The 15,097-nt window shown below is 58.0% G+C and carries 18 protein-coding genes and 1 pseudogene; 18 read left to right on the top strand and 1 reads right to left on the bottom strand.

Translation table 11 applies throughout. The annotated features are described in order from the left end of the window. Positions 1 to 64: 64 nt before the first annotated feature. The 15 genes and pseudogenes from ORL50_RS09625 (at position 65) to ORL50_RS09555 (ending at position 13,230) form a co-directional block, all read left to right on the top strand. A complete protein-coding gene (locus tag ORL50_RS09625) occupies positions 65 to 820 on the top strand; it encodes a PFL_4669 family integrating conjugative element protein (protein ID WP_020300887.1) in 756 nt (251 codons plus the stop codon). Beyond that, a complete protein-coding gene (locus ORL50_RS09620) occupies positions 817 to 1,335 on the top strand; it encodes a DUF3158 family protein (protein ID WP_032903630.1) in 519 nt (172 codons plus the stop codon). Before ORL50_RS09625 ends, ORL50_RS09620 begins: the two co-directional genes overlap by 4 nt. Continuing rightward, complete coding sequence (locus ORL50_RS09615; protein ID WP_020300889.1) at positions 1,332 to 1,802, top strand: single-stranded DNA-binding protein; 471 nt, start codon at positions 1,332 to 1,334, stop codon at positions 1,800 to 1,802. Before ORL50_RS09620 ends, ORL50_RS09615 begins: the two co-directional genes overlap by 4 nt. 225 nt (positions 1,803 to 2,027) lie before the next feature. Beyond that, entirely contained in the window at positions 2,028 to 3,995 is a 1,968-nt protein-coding gene (locus ORL50_RS09610; RefSeq protein ID WP_020300890.1) for a DNA topoisomerase III, read from the top strand. Positions 3,996 to 4,892: 897 nt separating this feature from the next. Next, positions 4,893 to 5,474, top strand: coding sequence for an STY4534 family ICE replication protein (locus tag ORL50_RS09605; RefSeq protein WP_020300891.1), 582 nt, complete (start codon positions 4,893 to 4,895; stop codon positions 5,472 to 5,474). Between the two features lie 70 nt (positions 5,475 to 5,544). Continuing rightward, positions 5,545 to 5,802 (top strand): hypothetical protein, encoded by a 258-nt coding sequence (locus tag ORL50_RS09600; protein ID WP_032903653.1) that lies wholly within the window; start codon positions 5,545 to 5,547, stop codon positions 5,800 to 5,802. Positions 5,803 to 6,017: 215 nt separating this feature from the next. Further along, positions 6,018 to 6,398: pseudogene (radC, locus tag ORL50_RS09595) on the top strand (RadC family protein); the annotation flags it as partial. Between the two features lie 52 nt (positions 6,399 to 6,450). Next, on the top strand, positions 6,451 to 7,206 hold the full coding sequence (locus ORL50_RS09590) for a DUF5983 family protein (RefSeq protein WP_020300893.1): 756 nt from the start codon (positions 6,451 to 6,453) through the stop codon (positions 7,204 to 7,206). A 106-nt stretch (positions 7,207 to 7,312) separates the two neighbouring features. After that, complete coding sequence (gene pilL2, locus ORL50_RS09585; protein WP_020300894.1) at positions 7,313 to 7,855, top strand: PFGI-1 class ICE element type IV pilus protein PilL2; 543 nt, start codon at positions 7,313 to 7,315, stop codon at positions 7,853 to 7,855. Then, positions 7,852 to 8,523 carry a hypothetical protein gene (locus tag ORL50_RS09580; protein ID WP_020300895.1) on the top strand — a complete coding sequence of 224 codons (672 nt, stop codon included), beginning with the start codon at positions 7,852 to 7,854 and terminating at the stop codon, positions 8,521 to 8,523. Before pilL2 ends, ORL50_RS09580 begins: the two co-directional genes overlap by 4 nt. A 9-nt stretch (positions 8,524 to 8,532) precedes the next feature. Further along, complete coding sequence (locus ORL50_RS09575; protein WP_032903628.1) at positions 8,533 to 9,252, top strand: TIGR03759 family integrating conjugative element protein; 720 nt, start codon at positions 8,533 to 8,535, stop codon at positions 9,250 to 9,252. Then, positions 9,234 to 9,782 carry a lysozyme family protein gene (locus tag ORL50_RS09570; protein WP_020300897.1) on the top strand — a complete coding sequence of 183 codons (549 nt, stop codon included), beginning with the start codon at positions 9,234 to 9,236 and terminating at the stop codon, positions 9,780 to 9,782. The genes ORL50_RS09575 and ORL50_RS09570 overlap by 19 nt, the downstream gene beginning before the upstream one ends. Then, a complete protein-coding gene (locus ORL50_RS09565; RefSeq protein ID WP_020300898.1) occupies positions 9,779 to 10,294 on the top strand; it encodes an integrating conjugative element protein in 516 nt (171 codons plus the stop codon). The genes ORL50_RS09570 and ORL50_RS09565 overlap by 4 nt, the downstream gene beginning before the upstream one ends. Positions 10,295 to 10,302: 8 nt before the next feature. Next, positions 10,303 to 12,408, top strand: coding sequence for a type IV conjugative transfer system coupling protein TraD (gene traD / locus ORL50_RS09560; protein WP_020300899.1), 2,106 nt, complete (start codon positions 10,303 to 10,305; stop codon positions 12,406 to 12,408). A gap of 90 nt (positions 12,409 to 12,498) precedes the next feature. Next, positions 12,499 to 13,230 carry a TIGR03747 family integrating conjugative element membrane protein gene (locus ORL50_RS09555; RefSeq protein ID WP_032903626.1) on the top strand — a complete coding sequence of 244 codons (732 nt, stop codon included), beginning with the start codon at positions 12,499 to 12,501 and terminating at the stop codon, positions 13,228 to 13,230. A 20-nt stretch (positions 13,231 to 13,250) separates the two neighbouring features. Here the strand turns inward: ORL50_RS09555 and ORL50_RS09550 are convergent, their stop codons facing one another. Beyond that, positions 13,251 to 13,832 carry a hypothetical protein gene (locus tag ORL50_RS09550; RefSeq protein ID WP_020300901.1) on the bottom strand — a complete coding sequence of 194 codons (582 nt, stop codon included), beginning with the start codon at positions 13,830 to 13,832 and terminating at the stop codon, positions 13,251 to 13,253. A 299-nt stretch (positions 13,833 to 14,131) separates the two neighbouring features. Here ORL50_RS09550 and ORL50_RS09545 point away from each other — a divergent pair, with 299 nt between their 5' ends. Genes ORL50_RS09545 through ORL50_RS09535 form a run of 3 tightly spaced genes read left to right on the top strand, consistent with a single transcriptional unit; the run spans position 14,132 to position 15,092 of the window. Next, complete coding sequence (locus tag ORL50_RS09545) at positions 14,132 to 14,467, top strand: integrative conjugative element protein, RAQPRD family (protein ID WP_020300902.1); 336 nt, start codon at positions 14,132 to 14,134, stop codon at positions 14,465 to 14,467. Beyond that, positions 14,464 to 14,703, top strand: coding sequence for a TIGR03758 family integrating conjugative element protein (locus ORL50_RS09540; protein ID WP_020300903.1), 240 nt, complete (start codon positions 14,464 to 14,466; stop codon positions 14,701 to 14,703). Before ORL50_RS09545 ends, ORL50_RS09540 begins: the two co-directional genes overlap by 4 nt. 17 nt (positions 14,704 to 14,720) lie before the next feature. Then, positions 14,721 to 15,092, top strand: coding sequence for a TIGR03745 family integrating conjugative element membrane protein (locus ORL50_RS09535; RefSeq protein WP_020300904.1), 372 nt, complete (start codon positions 14,721 to 14,723; stop codon positions 15,090 to 15,092). Positions 15,093 to 15,097 lie beyond the last annotated feature (5 nt).

Raw genomic sequence — 15,097 nt, 5'->3', positions numbered from 1 at the left:
TTTGGCTGTCCTTGACCCTCATCTGCCGCAACGTTTCCGTCCAAGCGAATGCGAGGACAACGCCGTGGCCGATCATTACCAACTCAACCTGGGTTCATTGCGCAGCAGCATCACCCTGACCCTGCACACTCACCACGCCGCCCGTATCTGGCAAGGGCGGACCGCACGCGAAGGCGTTCACTCGATCATGGGCATGGCCGGCTACATCAGTGTCACCAACCTGATCAAACAAACCGCGGCTCAGGACGATCCCTATGCCGACTGGGCCATCGTACAACTCGAAGAAAAACTGATGCAGGCCAAGGCTGGGATGCTGGAACTGACCCAACAGCTGGATCGGATCAGACAGGACCTGCCGACACAGATCGACATGGGCGACAACCTCAACATCCACCCCGTCACCTTGCCGTTGTACATCGGCAGCCAGCTGGGTTTTCTGGCGGTCTACCTGCTGACCGACTACGACACCCTGGTGCGTCGTACCCTATTGGCCCATCACACAGCCTTGATCGGCCGCGTCGACATGGAAGCCTGGATCGATGACGGCGCCCATCTGCTGCGCAGCCTGTTCGGCCAGGCGCAGCGCTATCGGCATTCTGGCGTCACCCGTGATGACATGGCAGCGAACAATGCCCGTGCTCTGGCGGCCATCGAGAAGATGGGTTTGCCCCCCATGGACATTCTTGAGGGTCATCGCCGCTCCCAGTTCGCGCCACCGATCATTCGTCGTGGTGCTGTGGCAGTGGATGACGCGGACGCATTGGCAGAGGAAGCGAGAGAGCCATCTGCGACGGTGGATGAGCCGGAGGACGAAGCATGAATCTCATGATCCCGGCTCAACCAATGCCCTTCGAAGCGTTAACACCGGATGCCTATCGACAGCTCGAACACGCTGCCTCCCTAAAAGGCCTTTTAAAACCTTTTAAGGGTAAGGGGGAGTTGGACCACCTGGCGCAGGTGGCGAGGGAAATCGAGGCGCAGTTATGTCACCTGATGGAAGCTGTTGTGCAGCAAGCCGGACAGCCCCCGTACTCACTGCTGGATATTCGATTGGTGCTGCAGAACACCAGCGCGGGCAGCACCTTTTTGCGTTGGCGAACCCGTGACTTCGCCCGCATGGGGGTTGCGGTCTGGGAACGCCAGGTCCGCAACAAGACCCAACCGCAGGCCGTACGCGAGGGGTTGCACCGTTTCGAATGCAACCGTATTGCACTGAACCTGCAGATGAGCGTGGTGCATTCGCTTTACCGCCAGGCCTCGACCTGCGCGATCAAAATGGCCAGTGCCGAACGGCTGCTGCGCCAGTTCACAACCGCAGCGGAGATATCACGATGAGTACTTTTTTCGTCGGCGAAGGCAACATCGGCAGTGCGCCAGAGTTCCAGGAATTCGCCTCAGGCAATGACGAGCCACGGCGTTTGCTACGGCTGAATGTGTACTTCGACAACCCCGTGCCACGCGAGGGCGGCTACGAAGATCGAGGCGGCTATTGGGCGCCGGTTGAGCTCTGGCACCGCGAGGCTGAACACTGGAGCACGCTGTACCAGAAAGGTATGCGTGTGCTGGTCGAGGGCCGCACGATACGAGATGAGTGGGAGGACAGCGAAGACAACGCGCGGGTGACCTTCAAGATCGAGGCCCGTCGAGTCGGCATCCTGCCTCATCGAGTGCACAGCGTGGTCATGCGGGAGCGATCCAATGAACCGGCAGCATCTGCGAAACACGTCGGGCAAAATACAGAGCAAGCCAGCTCACCTGCGTCGAAGCCAAAAAAGCGCACAGGGCCGCCACCTCCGGAATGACGAGCATTAGGCATAAAAATTGCGCCTTTGCGCGAAGTTGCTGGCGTATTACTACTCGCTGCTCGTGAAGACCCACACTGTCGTCCACGCTAAAACGGGGTAACAGCATCGGATCGTCAAGGCAGTCCTCACCGACTAATATGAGGTACCTGCGAGTCAGGTTTCTCATATCTCGTAGCTGCTGTTTCCAACAACTCTGCTCCGGACCCCATCCGGAGCAGTCTTATGCGCCTCTTCCTCTGCGAGAAACCTTCCCAAGGTCGTGACATCGCCAAAGTTCTCGGAGCCAGCCGGCGCAGCGATGGCTGCCTAATCGCACCCGAGACAACCGTCACCTGGTGTATCGGTCACCTGCTGGAGACAGCACCGCCTGAAGCTTATGGTGAACACTTCAAGAGTTGGTCGTTAGATCATCTACCGATCATTCCCGCGCAGTGGCAGGTCGAGGTCAAACCCAAGACTGCGGCACAGTTCAAAGTCATCAAGCGCCTGCTCAGTAAAGCCACCACCGTCGTCATCGCGACCGACGCCGACCGCGAAGGTGAAATGATTGCCCGCGAGTTACTGGAACTCTGCAAGTATCGAGGCCCCGTTCAGCGCCTCTGGTTGTCGGCACTCAACGAGGCGTCGATTCGCAAAGCATTGTCCTCGCTGAAGTCTGGTCAGGAGACCTTCCCGCTCTATCACTCAGCCCTCGCCCGCAGCCGTGCTGACTGGCTGATCGGCATGAACCTCAGTCGTTTGTTTACCCTCCTCGGTCGGCGGGCAGGCTACGACGGCGTGCTGTCGGTTGGACGCGTACAGACACCCACTTTACGCCTAGTGGTCGATCGGGATCGTGCGATTGCCAGTTTCGTTCCGGTGCCCTACTGGAACGTTGAAGTGCACTTATCGTCGAGGGGTCAGCGATTCATCGCATCGTGGTTACCGCCAAGCTCAGGACAGGACGAAGCGGGTCGTTGCCTGCAACAGGCGCTTGCCAGTCAAACGGTCCAAGCGATCTCTTGCAGCAAGACCGCCACAGTACTCTCGCTGCAGACTGAGCATTTCCGCGAAGCGGCGCCCCTGCCCTTCGACTTGAGCACGCTGCAAGAAGTCTGCTCGCGCAAGTTGGGACTCGGCGTTCAGGAAGTCCTGAATATCGCCCAGGCTCTGTATGAAACCTACAAAGCAACCACCTACCCGCGCAGTGATTGCCGCTATTTGCCAGAGAGTATGTTCGACGAGGTATCTGGGGTATTCGATGCCCTGCTCAAAACCGATCCCACCCTGCGGCCCGCATTCGGAAGACTCGATCGATCACTGCACTCCCGCGTGTGGAACGATGCCAAGGTCACCGCGCACCACGGCATCATTCCCACCACCGAGCCGGCGAACCTTGCGCGGATGTCCGAACAAGAACGCCAAGTCTACGAACTGATTCGTAGCCACTACCTCGCGCAATTTCTTCCGTCTCATGAGTTTGATCGAACCCAGGTCGAACTGGAATGTGGCGAAAAACGATTGACCGCTGTTGGCAAACAGATCCTGGTCCAGGGCTGGAAAGGCTTGCTCTCCGAAAACACCGAGGAGGACGAACCCAGTCACAAGTCCCAAGTCTTACCCGTCTTGCAACAGGGCACGCAGTGCGCAGTGGACGACGTCGAACTCAAGTCCATGCGCACCGCCGCCCCCAAACCACTCACCGAGGGCGATCTGATCAAGGCGATGAAAAACGTCGCCAAGCTGGTCAACGACCCACGCCTGAAACAGAAACTTCGGGACACTACCGGTATCGGTACCGAAGCCACGCGAGCCGGCATCATCAAGGGGTTGATTGATCGCGGTTACTTGCTGAAGAAAAAACGCGCCTTAATGGCCTCCGCAGCGGCCCATACCCTGATTGAGGCGGTACCCGCCGCAATCGCAGATCCGGGCATGACCGCGATATGGGAACAGGCCCTGGACGAAATCGAAACGGGACGCCTGACCCTTGATGCGTTCGTCGCCAAGCAGGCGAACTGGATTGCACAATTGGTCGAACACTGTGGCGCACTCACCTTGGCGGTACCTGTCGAAGCCGGCCCGGCCTGCCCCATTTGCAATGCCTCGATGCGTAGACGTAAAGGAAAATCAGGGCAGTTCTGGTCATGCTCCCACTACCCAGATTGCAAGGGCACTGTGTCGATCAGTAAAGATACGCGTCGCTCATGATGTTCCATGGGACGATCATTATGAGAACGGTGCGTTCTCTGCCTTGACGTCGTCCCACCCTCTCTGCTGTAGTGCCTCAGGATCATCGCCAATGGCGACCCAAGACCGATTTGCTCCGGGTAGCTCGGTCGAACTCGTCGAGTTCGGAGCCTTCTCTTCTGCGGGATTTCATTCCCGTTTTGTGCTTGACCTGATCGTGGTGGCGGATGACCACTGTTGCCTCTACCCGGCAACAGCGGTCATCCGCTTCGGCGATCGTATTCAGTCCCGGAGCCCGCCGGGGAAACACTGGGCACCTTTTGTGCGCGGATGCGTGCCAGCATGTTCCGACCCAGGCCACGACAAGGGTCGGTTGGCGAATCATGGCGCAGTTCAACCAAGTGTTGCGAGGCGCTGGTCGACTGCGTAAGACCGTCAAAGGTGGTTTTTTTCTTCCTCGACTGGCATCCCGTCAGGCCCACTCTTCACTTTCTTCAGTCCAGTGACTGCCACTGTATTCCGGCTATAAAAAATCGGGTTGCAGCGTCTTGACGCTCCCCTGTGACAGGCTTATACAAAGGGCGTGGTTTGCTGTCGTTGACAGCCCAGCCCAGGTAGCTTGAACCTTCAAGGCTACGCCACGTTCGTGGTGGTTTACCCAAGTGCGATCAGCGTTCGGAAGCTCGCACGGTTACCGCCTCAGCGGTGATGAATGCCCACTACCCCATGTCTGCTAACCACTACCGCAGACGTTCCTCAGCTGCACCGTTATTCCGCCAGACGCATCGTTCTGATCGTCATCGGCTTGCCGGTGGTGAGTCGTTCATCGCTCTTCTTCACCTTACCCACCCTGACGGGGGCTCACTTCCCCATCAGGGACTGTGCGTCGCCGTTTCCCCTTGAAACAGGAGAACCACCATGGCCCACGCCAACCAATCCAAAGAAGCGACCACTTACTTCAACCTGCACACCGTCGGTATCGGCTACCTCAACCGTGTTCGTGAAGTCCAAGTCCGCCGCGGCCAACCATTCATTGCCTGCGATATCGCAGCCCTGCACGGTGCCACCGATGCGGTGGAGTACACCCGCTTCGACTGCAAAGTCGCTGGGGGTGAAGCTGAACGCTTGATTCGTCTCTATATGGACGCCGTCAACGCCGAGAAAAAGGTCTTGCTGTCGTTCCGTATCGGCGACCTGTGGATCGATCCGTTTCTCTATGAGAAAGGCGAGAAACAAGGCCAACCGGGCGCCAGCCTGAAAGGTCGTTTGCTGTTCATCGACTGGATCAAGATCAACGGCACGTTCGAATACAAAGCACCCGCCAGGCAGGAAGCAACAGCACCTGCTGAGCAAGCGCCAAACAGTGAACCATCCCCACCGTCGGCTGATGCCGAAGTTGAGGATACCGAAAACCCAATAGAGGCTCGGGTGGAACCTGAATCTCCACCCGCTCCGCGCACGGCCCGCCGTGATGCCACCCGTACCGTTCAGTCCGCCTGAACAGTCCACGATGTTCCTCATCAAGGCGCTCCGTCGAGCGCCTTTTCTTCAATCAGCACAGGGGACCATTATGGAATCCTTCTGGCTTTGCGACGACTGCCTGTTCGCTACAGCTTACGAGGACTACAGCACCTTATCGCTGTATTACTCGCAGGATGAGGTCGAACAACGCATCGCCGCGATACATCGTGAGCTAGTTCGGTTGATGCCCATCAGTGCCGACTTCGATCCCGAAGCCGGCTGGGGAATAAGAACCTTTTCTCCATCGCCTTGCGACGGCTGTGGTTCACATCTACACGGTCAACGCCACCGATTCACTCGGCTGTAAACAGCGCGCCATCTGCTAACGCCCAAGACTCCACACCCACCTTGGGGGATACCACTCCCCTCGGGCGTGTACCCCTGATTGTTCCCTTCGGAGGTACCGCCATGAGCACCCAACTTACACTGATTGAGACCTCGGATTTCGAGGCTGATCGCATTGTCCAAGAAAACCAGCTGATCGACGAAGCGCAGCATATTCTGGATCGTCGGCTGTTCGCCCGCGGCCCTATCCTGACGTCGCCTGACACTGTTGCCTCCTACCTAAAACTGCAGCTTGCGCAACAAGAGCATGAAGTCTTCGGTGTGATCTTTCTCGATGCCAGGCACCGGGTGCTGGCATTCGAAGTCCTCTTTCACGGCAGCATTGATGGCGCCAGCGTTTACCCCCGCCAAGTCGTTAAGCGTTCCCTAGCGCATAACGCTGCGGCCGCCATTTTGGTTCACAACCATCCCTCGGGTTGTACAGAACCCAGCCAGGCGGATCGCGTCTTGACCGCACGGCTGAAGGAGGCCTTGGCCTTGATCGAAGTGCGTGTATTGGATCACTTCATCGTGGGTGAAGGTCGTCCTCTCTCCCTTGCCGAATACGGCTGGCTTTAACCCTCACAGGCGCCTTCGGGCGCCTTGTTCATTTTCATTCTGGAGAACCCTCATGAACCCCGCACACCAAGCCCCAGCTCTGCTGATGGCCTCAACCCCATTTGCTCGCGGCTACGACAACCTTCATATCGAACGGCTGCTACTGATCACCTACGAAAACGACTGCCCTCCCTGCGTTCGACCAGTGCACGACTCACAAGCACATCTGCCCGACAATGAGCTGCAACTGTTCACCTGCCTGTTCAATGACGATTTCGCCTTGATCAGCGAAGGCCAATCCATTCCGGATGAATTGGATGAATTAGATGAACGCTGCCAGTCCACCGGGTTGGTGCGCCAAGTGATCTACGCCGTGATGGGCGACATGCTCAACGAGCGGCATCACCTCGGCGATCTGTACTCCCTGGAAGAAGCCCAAGCCATGGTCCATCGCTTGAGCTTCGAAACGGGGCACTACAGTCGAGCCTGGGAGATCAGTACCGCACACCTTCCTGAAGAAGCGATGTTCTATCTGGAAGGATGGGCAAGTAACTCCGCTCCGAGGCAAACCGGCCTTTTGTTCGAGCTTTTCGAGTTGCCGGATTGCTGCGGCATCAGTTGCAAGCTGATTGGCACGCCATGGACGGACGAAAACTTGCTGAACATTGAGGGCAAACGTTATTCAAGCTTGAGACAAGAGCAACTCGACGCAGGCACACCGGAAGTCCTAGTCAACGTACTGTACCTGGCGGCATTGGCGGATGCGAGATTGTTGATCTTCGACCCCGACGCTGCCGTCTTGAATGGGCTCGCTATTTTTGATGAATAGCAACGCGTTCAGCGTTAACACGACCCGCCTTGAATCAACTTTCTCACTGAGTTGCTCCTTCACCTCATGTCAGGTTTTGCACTGAATCTGTCATGAGGTTTTTTCCATGGAGCGTTTTTTCACGCCTGTCTGCCTGCTGGGTTTGTTGAGCGCCTGCACCGCGCAAATCCCCAATACATTGCCAACCCATCCAGAGATCGACAGTGGCTCCAATCGGGCCCAGCTTTCGAGGGACACAGCGGAAGGAAACCATCCGACAGAACTCCGCTATGGCCGCTATACGCTGGTCAGCACCGAGCCCACCACGGAACAACGCTATCTTCTCGCTCAAATCATTGAAGTGAACATCCCGTCCAGCCTAAACCCCTCAGTGCAGGATGCGTTGCAGTACGTATTGCAGCGCTCGGGCTATTCGCTCTGCCCCGTTACTGCGTCGGTGAAGTTGCTGTTTACCCGGCCTCTGCCTGCAGCCCATTACCGGCTTGGTCCAATCCCTTTGCGCCGCGCGCTACAAGTGCTGGCTGGCCCCGCCTGGCAACTCACGACCGATGAAGTCAGCCGTTCGGTCTGCTTCGAACAGCAGAAAACGGATGCCGGTGTCGCGCTGATTACACCCGTCTTGCCCCATCAATCGGAGGCGCGGTCATGAAAGCCTCAACGTTTCAAACCCTCATCATCGGGCTCCTTTGCCTGGCGGTCGCCGGGCTGAGCGGTGGTTTGTATAACCAGTATCAACGCATGGCAAAACTGCAGAGCACGGACACGCAATACCGACAAACTTTGGACACCCTGCAACATGATTCAAGCGCCCTCAAGGATGCACAAGAGAAGCTGCAGTACGCGCTGAAAGACCTGAAGCAGATGGTCGATACTAGTGAGCAACAGGCCAATACCCTCGATCCGATGCTGGATCAGTGGGCGCAAGAAATACAGGAGCTGCGCGATGGTCTGGCAGCCCGCGCCACCGTGGCAGAACTGACAGCGCTGCGCGCACACCTTGAACAGGTCGAGCAGCAGTTCCAGGAGCACAAGACCCAGCCATCACCCCCACCGCCGTCGCCTTCCGCGACTAAACCGAAAAAGACCGCTCGCCCCAAGCCCGTCCCGCTCTCGCCACCGTTCTCGGTGTTGGGGGTCGAATCCCGTGGTGGTGAGCGCTTTTTGGCAGTCGCACCTCATGACAGTCGCTCTCTCATAGATGTTCGGCTGCTGCATAGCGGCGAGCAGCTCGGAGCCTGGTACCTGAAAGTGCTGGAGCCGAACTCAGCCATCTTCGCGGTGGCCGCTCAGCCAGACCAGACCGTGCACCTCCCTTGAGAAGCGATCATGAACAGAGCGCTACTGCCCACCGTCGTCTGTCTCGCTTCGCTACTGGCCATGGACGCTGCGATGGGCAACCCCGTCACGACACAGTCACAGACCCAGGACACGCAGTCTGCTCCGCTGGGGCGCTCTGACTCTGAACAGGCAGCGAGCTGGGGCCTGACGGGGCAGGAGTGGACGCGCTTCGAACAGATCCAATCCGGCCCACGCGGTTTCTGGAGCCCGAACCTCGATCCGTTGACCGCGCTCGGGGTTGAGGCCCAGACCGACCAAGAGCGCCAGCGCTATGCCGAATTACAGGTAGCGCTGGAAGCCAAACGCGCCGAGCGCGAGTTGGCCTACCAAAACGCTTACGCCGCGGCCTGGACCAAGCTGTTTCCCGGGCTGCTACCGATCCAGGGCATGGCATCCCCGCCCCCTATCAGCTCAGCGGCCGCGCCGCGCCAGGCTCTATTTGTGGAGGACCACTGCTCAGCGTGTACCGCCGAAGCCCAGCGTCTGCAAAGCAGCGACACGGCGTTCGATATCTACCTGGTGGGCAGCCAAGGCGAGGATGAACGCGTCCGTAGCTGGGCTCGGCAAGCGGGCATCGATCCCGTCAAGGTTCAACGCCGGCAGATCACCCTGAACCATGACCGTGGTCGCTGGTTCAGCCTGGGTGCCCCGGGGCCAATGCCTGCCACATTTCAACAGGTGAATGGACAATGGCAACGCCTCGACTGAGTGGTCTTGCGCTGGTGCTGACGGTGCTCGCCGTCCAGGCCGACCAACTTCCGCCTCCGGCCTATCAATTGGCGGCGCATGACGCCGACATCCCTTCTATGGTGCTATTCGCAATTGCCCTGCAGGAGAGTGGTATCCACGTCCGTGGTCGATTGCTGCCCTGGCCCTGGACCCTGAACATCGCCGGAATACCCTACCGCTTCGCCACTCGCCAGGCCGCCTGTCACGCCTTACTTCAGGCGCTCGCGCGACATGACGCCAAGCGGGTCGATGTCGGTCTTGGACAAACCAACCTGGGTTACCACGGGCAACGTTATTCCAGCCCCTGCGAAGCCCTTGACCCTTACCGAAATCTCGCCGTGACCGCCGCGCTGTTGCAGGAGCATCACGCCACCACCGGTGATTGGGTATCAGCTGCCGGCCGATATCACCGCCCGGCAGGAGGAACGCCGGCCGCGCGTTACCGCGCCGGCTTTTCCCGGCAACTCGAACGGTTGCTGGTTTCTTTCAAACAGGGCACACCACCATGAAGCGAATCCCCATCGCCTGTTATTTCATCCTGCTTTTGGTATCTTTCGCCCAGCCGGAACTGACCGTAGCCGGGGATCAGCCTAGCGACTTCACCCGACACCATTTTCAAGTTGCCAGGCCGCTAATAAACAACAAGATCCAGCCTGATCGGGCCATGCATGCGGACCTGTCCACGTTTGCCGATGAAGCCTGGATACTGCCCATCCGTAGCCCCCACTTGAGCCCCGGCCAGATCACGTATCGCGCCCTGAACATGCCGGGCTTGCGGCCATTTTTTCTGGTCGGTGACGATCCCCTGTCGCTGACTTGGCTGCGTCAGCGCGCTGCTGAACTGCAGGAAATGGGCGCGGCTGGCCTCGCCGTCGAAGTAGCCGACACTGAAGCCCTGGCCCGAATTCGCGCAGCCGCTCCAGACATCACCATCCTGCCGGTCAACGGCAACGACATCGCCACCCGCCTGCAGATTTTGCACTACCCCGTCTTGATCACCGCCACCTCATTGGGACAGTGAGTCAGGTCATGGCCGAGCATGCGATGGAGTCCAAGCTCCGGCCAGCGGTCGAGTTGTACACCGTAACAATCTGCATCGCCGCCGCGGTGTTGTGCGTGTACTCGCCCTGGGCCGTGGCCCTGTCACCCGAGATCGGGCAGGTTGCGGCGCTGGCCTATACCCTGTTCGGCCTGATCCGCCTGCGACAAGCCTGGGAGGTGTTGCGCTATCGGCGCAATATCCGCCGGCTGCCCCGCTACGAGCTGACCAGCCGGCAGATTCCGGTCAGTCGTAAGCGTTTGTTCATGGGTCGCGGCTTTCGCTGGACCCGCCTGCACACCCAGCGCTTGGTCGAGGCCCAGGATCCGGCGGTCGCCCATTATGTCGACCAACCGACCCACTACCGGCTGGCCCGTGAACTCGAACGGCGCCTGGAGCATGCACCGTTTCCGCTCTCGATACTGGCCCGTGTCACCGCCTGGGACAGTGCCTTCAATCCGTTGCGCCCTTTACCCCCAGTCGGTGGCTCGCCTCTGTTGCATGGGGTCGAGCCCAACGAAACGGAAGTCAGTCTGCCGCTGGGCGAACGGGTCGGACACACCCTGGTGCTGGGCACTACCCGTGTCGGCAAGACGCGACTCGCCGAGGTGTACATCACCCAGGACATTCACCGCGTCGAACATGAGGTGGTCATCGTCTTCGATCCGAAGGGCGATGCCGACCTGCTCAAACGCATGTACGTCGAAGCCAAACGGGCCGGTCGGGAAAAGGAATTCTATGTTTTCCATCTAGGCTGGCCAGAGATCTCCGCGCGTTACAACGCGGTGGGACGTTTCGGGCGCATCTCGGAGGTAGCATCGCGCATCGCTGGGCAACTCAGTGGCGAAGGCAACTCCGCAGCCTTTCGCGAGTTCGCCTGGCGCTTTGTCAACATCATTGCCCGGGCTTTGATCGAGTTGGGCCGGCGCCCAGACTACCTGCAGATCCAGCGACATGTGGTCAATATAGACGCGCTGTTCATCGAATACGCTCAGCAGTTTTTCGCCAAGACCGATCCGAAAGCCTGGGAAGTGATCGTCCAACTGGAAGGCAAACTCACTGAGAAGAACATTCCCCGGCATATGGTGGGACGCGAAAAGCGTGTGGTGGCCATCGAACAGTACCTGGCGGTGAAACGGGTATTCGATCCGGTGCTGGATGGACTGCGCTCGGCAGTACGTTACGACCGCACCTACTTCGACAAAATCGTTGCTTCGCTGCTGCCGCTGCTGGAGAAACTCACCACCGGCAAGACCGCCCAACTGCTGGCCCCCAACTACACCGACCTAGATGACCCGCGACCAATCTTCGACTGGATGCAGATCATTCGCAAACGCGGCATCGTTTACGTCGGCCTGGATGCGCTGACCGACGCCGAAGTCGCAGCCGCTGTGGGCAACTCCATGTTCGCTGATTTGGTCTCGGTCGCGGGCCACATCTACAAACATGGCATTGACCACGGCCTGCCCCCATCAGGCAGCAGCAGTGACAAGCTGCCGATAAACCTGCACGCTGATGAGTTCAACGAATTGATGGGCGATGAGTTCATCCCCCTGATCAACAAGGGTGGCGGCGCCGGTATCCAGGTAACCGCCTACACCCAGACCCTCAGCGATATCGAAGCACGTATCGGCAACCGCGCCAAAGCTGGCCAGGTGATTGGCAACTTCAACACCCTGCAGATGCTCCGCGTGCGCGAAACCGCCACCGCTGAACTGCTCACCCAGCAGTTACCCAAGGTTAACGTGCTGACCAAGACCCTGATGTCGGGTGCGACGGACACATCCGATCCGGACGCCAACACGGACTTCACCTCGTCCTCCCAGGACCGTGTCAGCAGCACCAGTGTGCCGCTGATCGAGCCTGCTCATATCGTCAGTTTGCCCAAGGGGCAAATGTTCTCCTTCCAGGCCGGTGGGCAGCTCTGGAAAGTCCGCATGCCGTTGCCAAAACCCTCCAACGTCGACGCCATGCCCAAGGACCTACAGGAACTCACTCAACGGATGCGGGCGGCCTATAACGCGCAGGCGGGGCAATGGTGGAGCGCAAGCGGTGGCGGCCCAACTACCAACTTCGATCTGGATCAGGTGGGGTAGCCCTACCCCACAACAGGTTTCGATTCAGCAGAAAACGATCCAGGAGACGTATTGCCCACATCAACTCTGCAGCGCGCAATGGGGTGAACTATGGCGACTTCCACCCAGAACACGCCGCCACAACCGATCCAGCGTCCGGGATTGATCATCTCGACGATCAGCCTAGTCCTGCGCATCATCGGTTTGCTGATTGCCTCGTTGCTGTTCTCGATCCTCATCGAGTTCGCCGGGCTGCTACTGTTCTGGGGTGATCAGGGCTGGCGGCATAGTCAGGCTATGCTAACCAGTGAGTTGGGCTGGCTCAGCGAGCACTTCAAAGCTTCACTTCTCATCCAACAGCCTGGGAAAACAATTGTCCAGTGGCTGGAGCTCCTCAATCAGTGGCTGCTGGTCAAGACTGGCTTTGAGGATTTTGCCCGGCAGGCGCGGGTTTCGGGCCAGGGCAATGGCTTCTGGAGCTGGGCGAATCAGCTCTACGTGAGCATTGAGGATTTCGTACTGGCGGCGGTGTATGTGACCTTTACCTTCGTAGTGCGCCTAACCATCTTGGCTCTGGCCACACCGCTATTTTTGTTGGCCTCGTTCACCGGTTTTGTCGATGGTTTGATGCGCCGCGACCTGCGCAAGTTTGGAGCCGGGCGAGAAAGCAGTTTTGTCTATCACCGAGCTAAACGAGCAGTGATACCCCTGCTGCTCGTACCCTGGATCATGTATCTGTCCCTGCCCTTTTCGCTCAATCCTATGGCCGTCTTTTTGCCTTGCGCGATGATGCTCGGAATAACGACAGCCATCACCGCGGCGACGTTTAAAAAATACATTTAATAAAATGTAACGCTGACGTGTTAAACCATTCCGGTGAATTTAGCCAAAATCGCGACGACATAACCGCCAATAATAGACAAACCAACAATACCCAACGGCCGCTGCCACCAATCACCGCTAGGGGACGGCGGCATAGACTGCTGATAAAAATTGATCTGCCCGATCTGATTTGCGTTGACTTGGGTGGCTGCTCCATTTTGCATCGAGTTGCGCCACTGAGCTTCCTCAAGACGTTCGAATTGAACCTGAACACGCCTCTTGAGTTGGCTAGCGGAAAGGAGAATTTGCTTTCCAATAATCATCACACCCAGCAAACCGAAAAACAGCAAATTTCCATAGCTGAGCGGGTTTTCCTGGCTGAGGGTAGGCGCGTGCTCCCATACAAAACCGATGTAGGGTGATGTGACCTGGTAAACATCGGCTACTAAATTTTGCACAACCCCTCCCAAATGCCCAAAAAATTTTGTGCTCGCGAGAGTCTCTGCTTGATGGTGCAGAAAAATCAACGATGAAACCAAATAAAATAGCCCCCCGAAGACCATCAAGGAGAAGCCCACGGCCTGTCGAATACGGTACCGCCGAATTGCTTGTTGGATGTTCACTCTCTGCTATCACTCTTCGTTAACTGATTTCGTCCGCGCTTATCTGCGCCCCGCTAACAATGCTGTTAGCGGAATCAAAAGTTAACGGCTACTAATCGTTTTTCATGAGTAACCAATGCTGTACTTGCGGTCCAATCGTGTCATTTTTCCGCGTTTCGTAGCTCTCGATACGGTGTTCGAACTCGCTCCACGATCAGAGACTGTATCGAAATAAAATGACGCAGCGTGTTTCGTGTTTCTTACTGCTGAGTCCTGGACGTTAGTTGAATGCTGGCCCCATCTCCAAATGGGCTATCCACATGCCGACTACATTTTTCCGAATCTGCCTACTGCTCATATTGATGACGTTCCATAGCGGCGGCTATGCCGCATCTGCTCATGAGCGCGAGCAGCTCAGCCTAGTTCAGCAGCAGGTCGACACTATTGAGCGCCTTGCGGCGCAAGCTAAGGTAGCCAGGACCTCCGAACCAAACGAACGCTATCGCTTCGACTATCCCCGCCTGTCTCAGGACATCCAACGCATTCGCCAAGGAATGCAGAACTATCTGTCGCCCTCCCGTGCTCAACCTCACGACGCTGGTGAGCTGGTCGGCGATTACCGCCTCGACATCCCGTCCGTGGAACCGTCGCCATGAGCATGACCGACGCTCAGACCGCAGCGTTCCAAAACGCCTCCGGTTTCTCGGCACAGAGCAGTTCGACACTCTGGTTGTCCCTGGTTCTCGTCCTGGCTTTGCTCTGGTGCACCTGGGTGATGTGGACGGCTTACCGGGGCTGGGCCACCGGCAGTGTGCGCTTCGGCGCGTTTGGCGGCAGCGCCGCACGTGTTTTGCTCGCCCTACTAGTCCTGATGTTCTTCACGCTGTCCTAATCCAGGAGATCACTGCCATGCTCAAGTGCTTTACCCCTCTAAAAAACAACCTGCGTGATCGTGCCAGCCAGCGCTTGATCGGCCTGCTGTTGGTGCTCGGCCCAAGCCTGGCTTTTGCCGAGCTTCCCACCATGGAGGCTCCTTCGCGTGGTGAAGGTTCCGGGTTGATCGAGACGATCAAAAACTACGCCTATGACGGCGGCATCCTGCTCGGTTTGTTGATCGCCCTGCTCGCTTTTCTCGGGGTGGCTTGGCATTCCCTAACTGTCTATGCCGACGTGCAGAACCAGCGCAAGACCTGGAAGGACCTCGGCGCGGTGGTCGGCATCGGCGCCCTGTTGGTGGTGATCATCATCTGGTTCCTGACCAAGGCCGCCGCGATTCTGTGAGGTCG

Source organism: Pseudomonas sp. RIT-562, assembly GCF_026241895.1.
Lineage (GTDB): Bacteria > Pseudomonadota > Gammaproteobacteria > Pseudomonadales > Pseudomonadaceae > Aquipseudomonas > Aquipseudomonas mandelii_F.
This window is presented reverse-complemented; position numbering and strand designations above follow the sequence as displayed.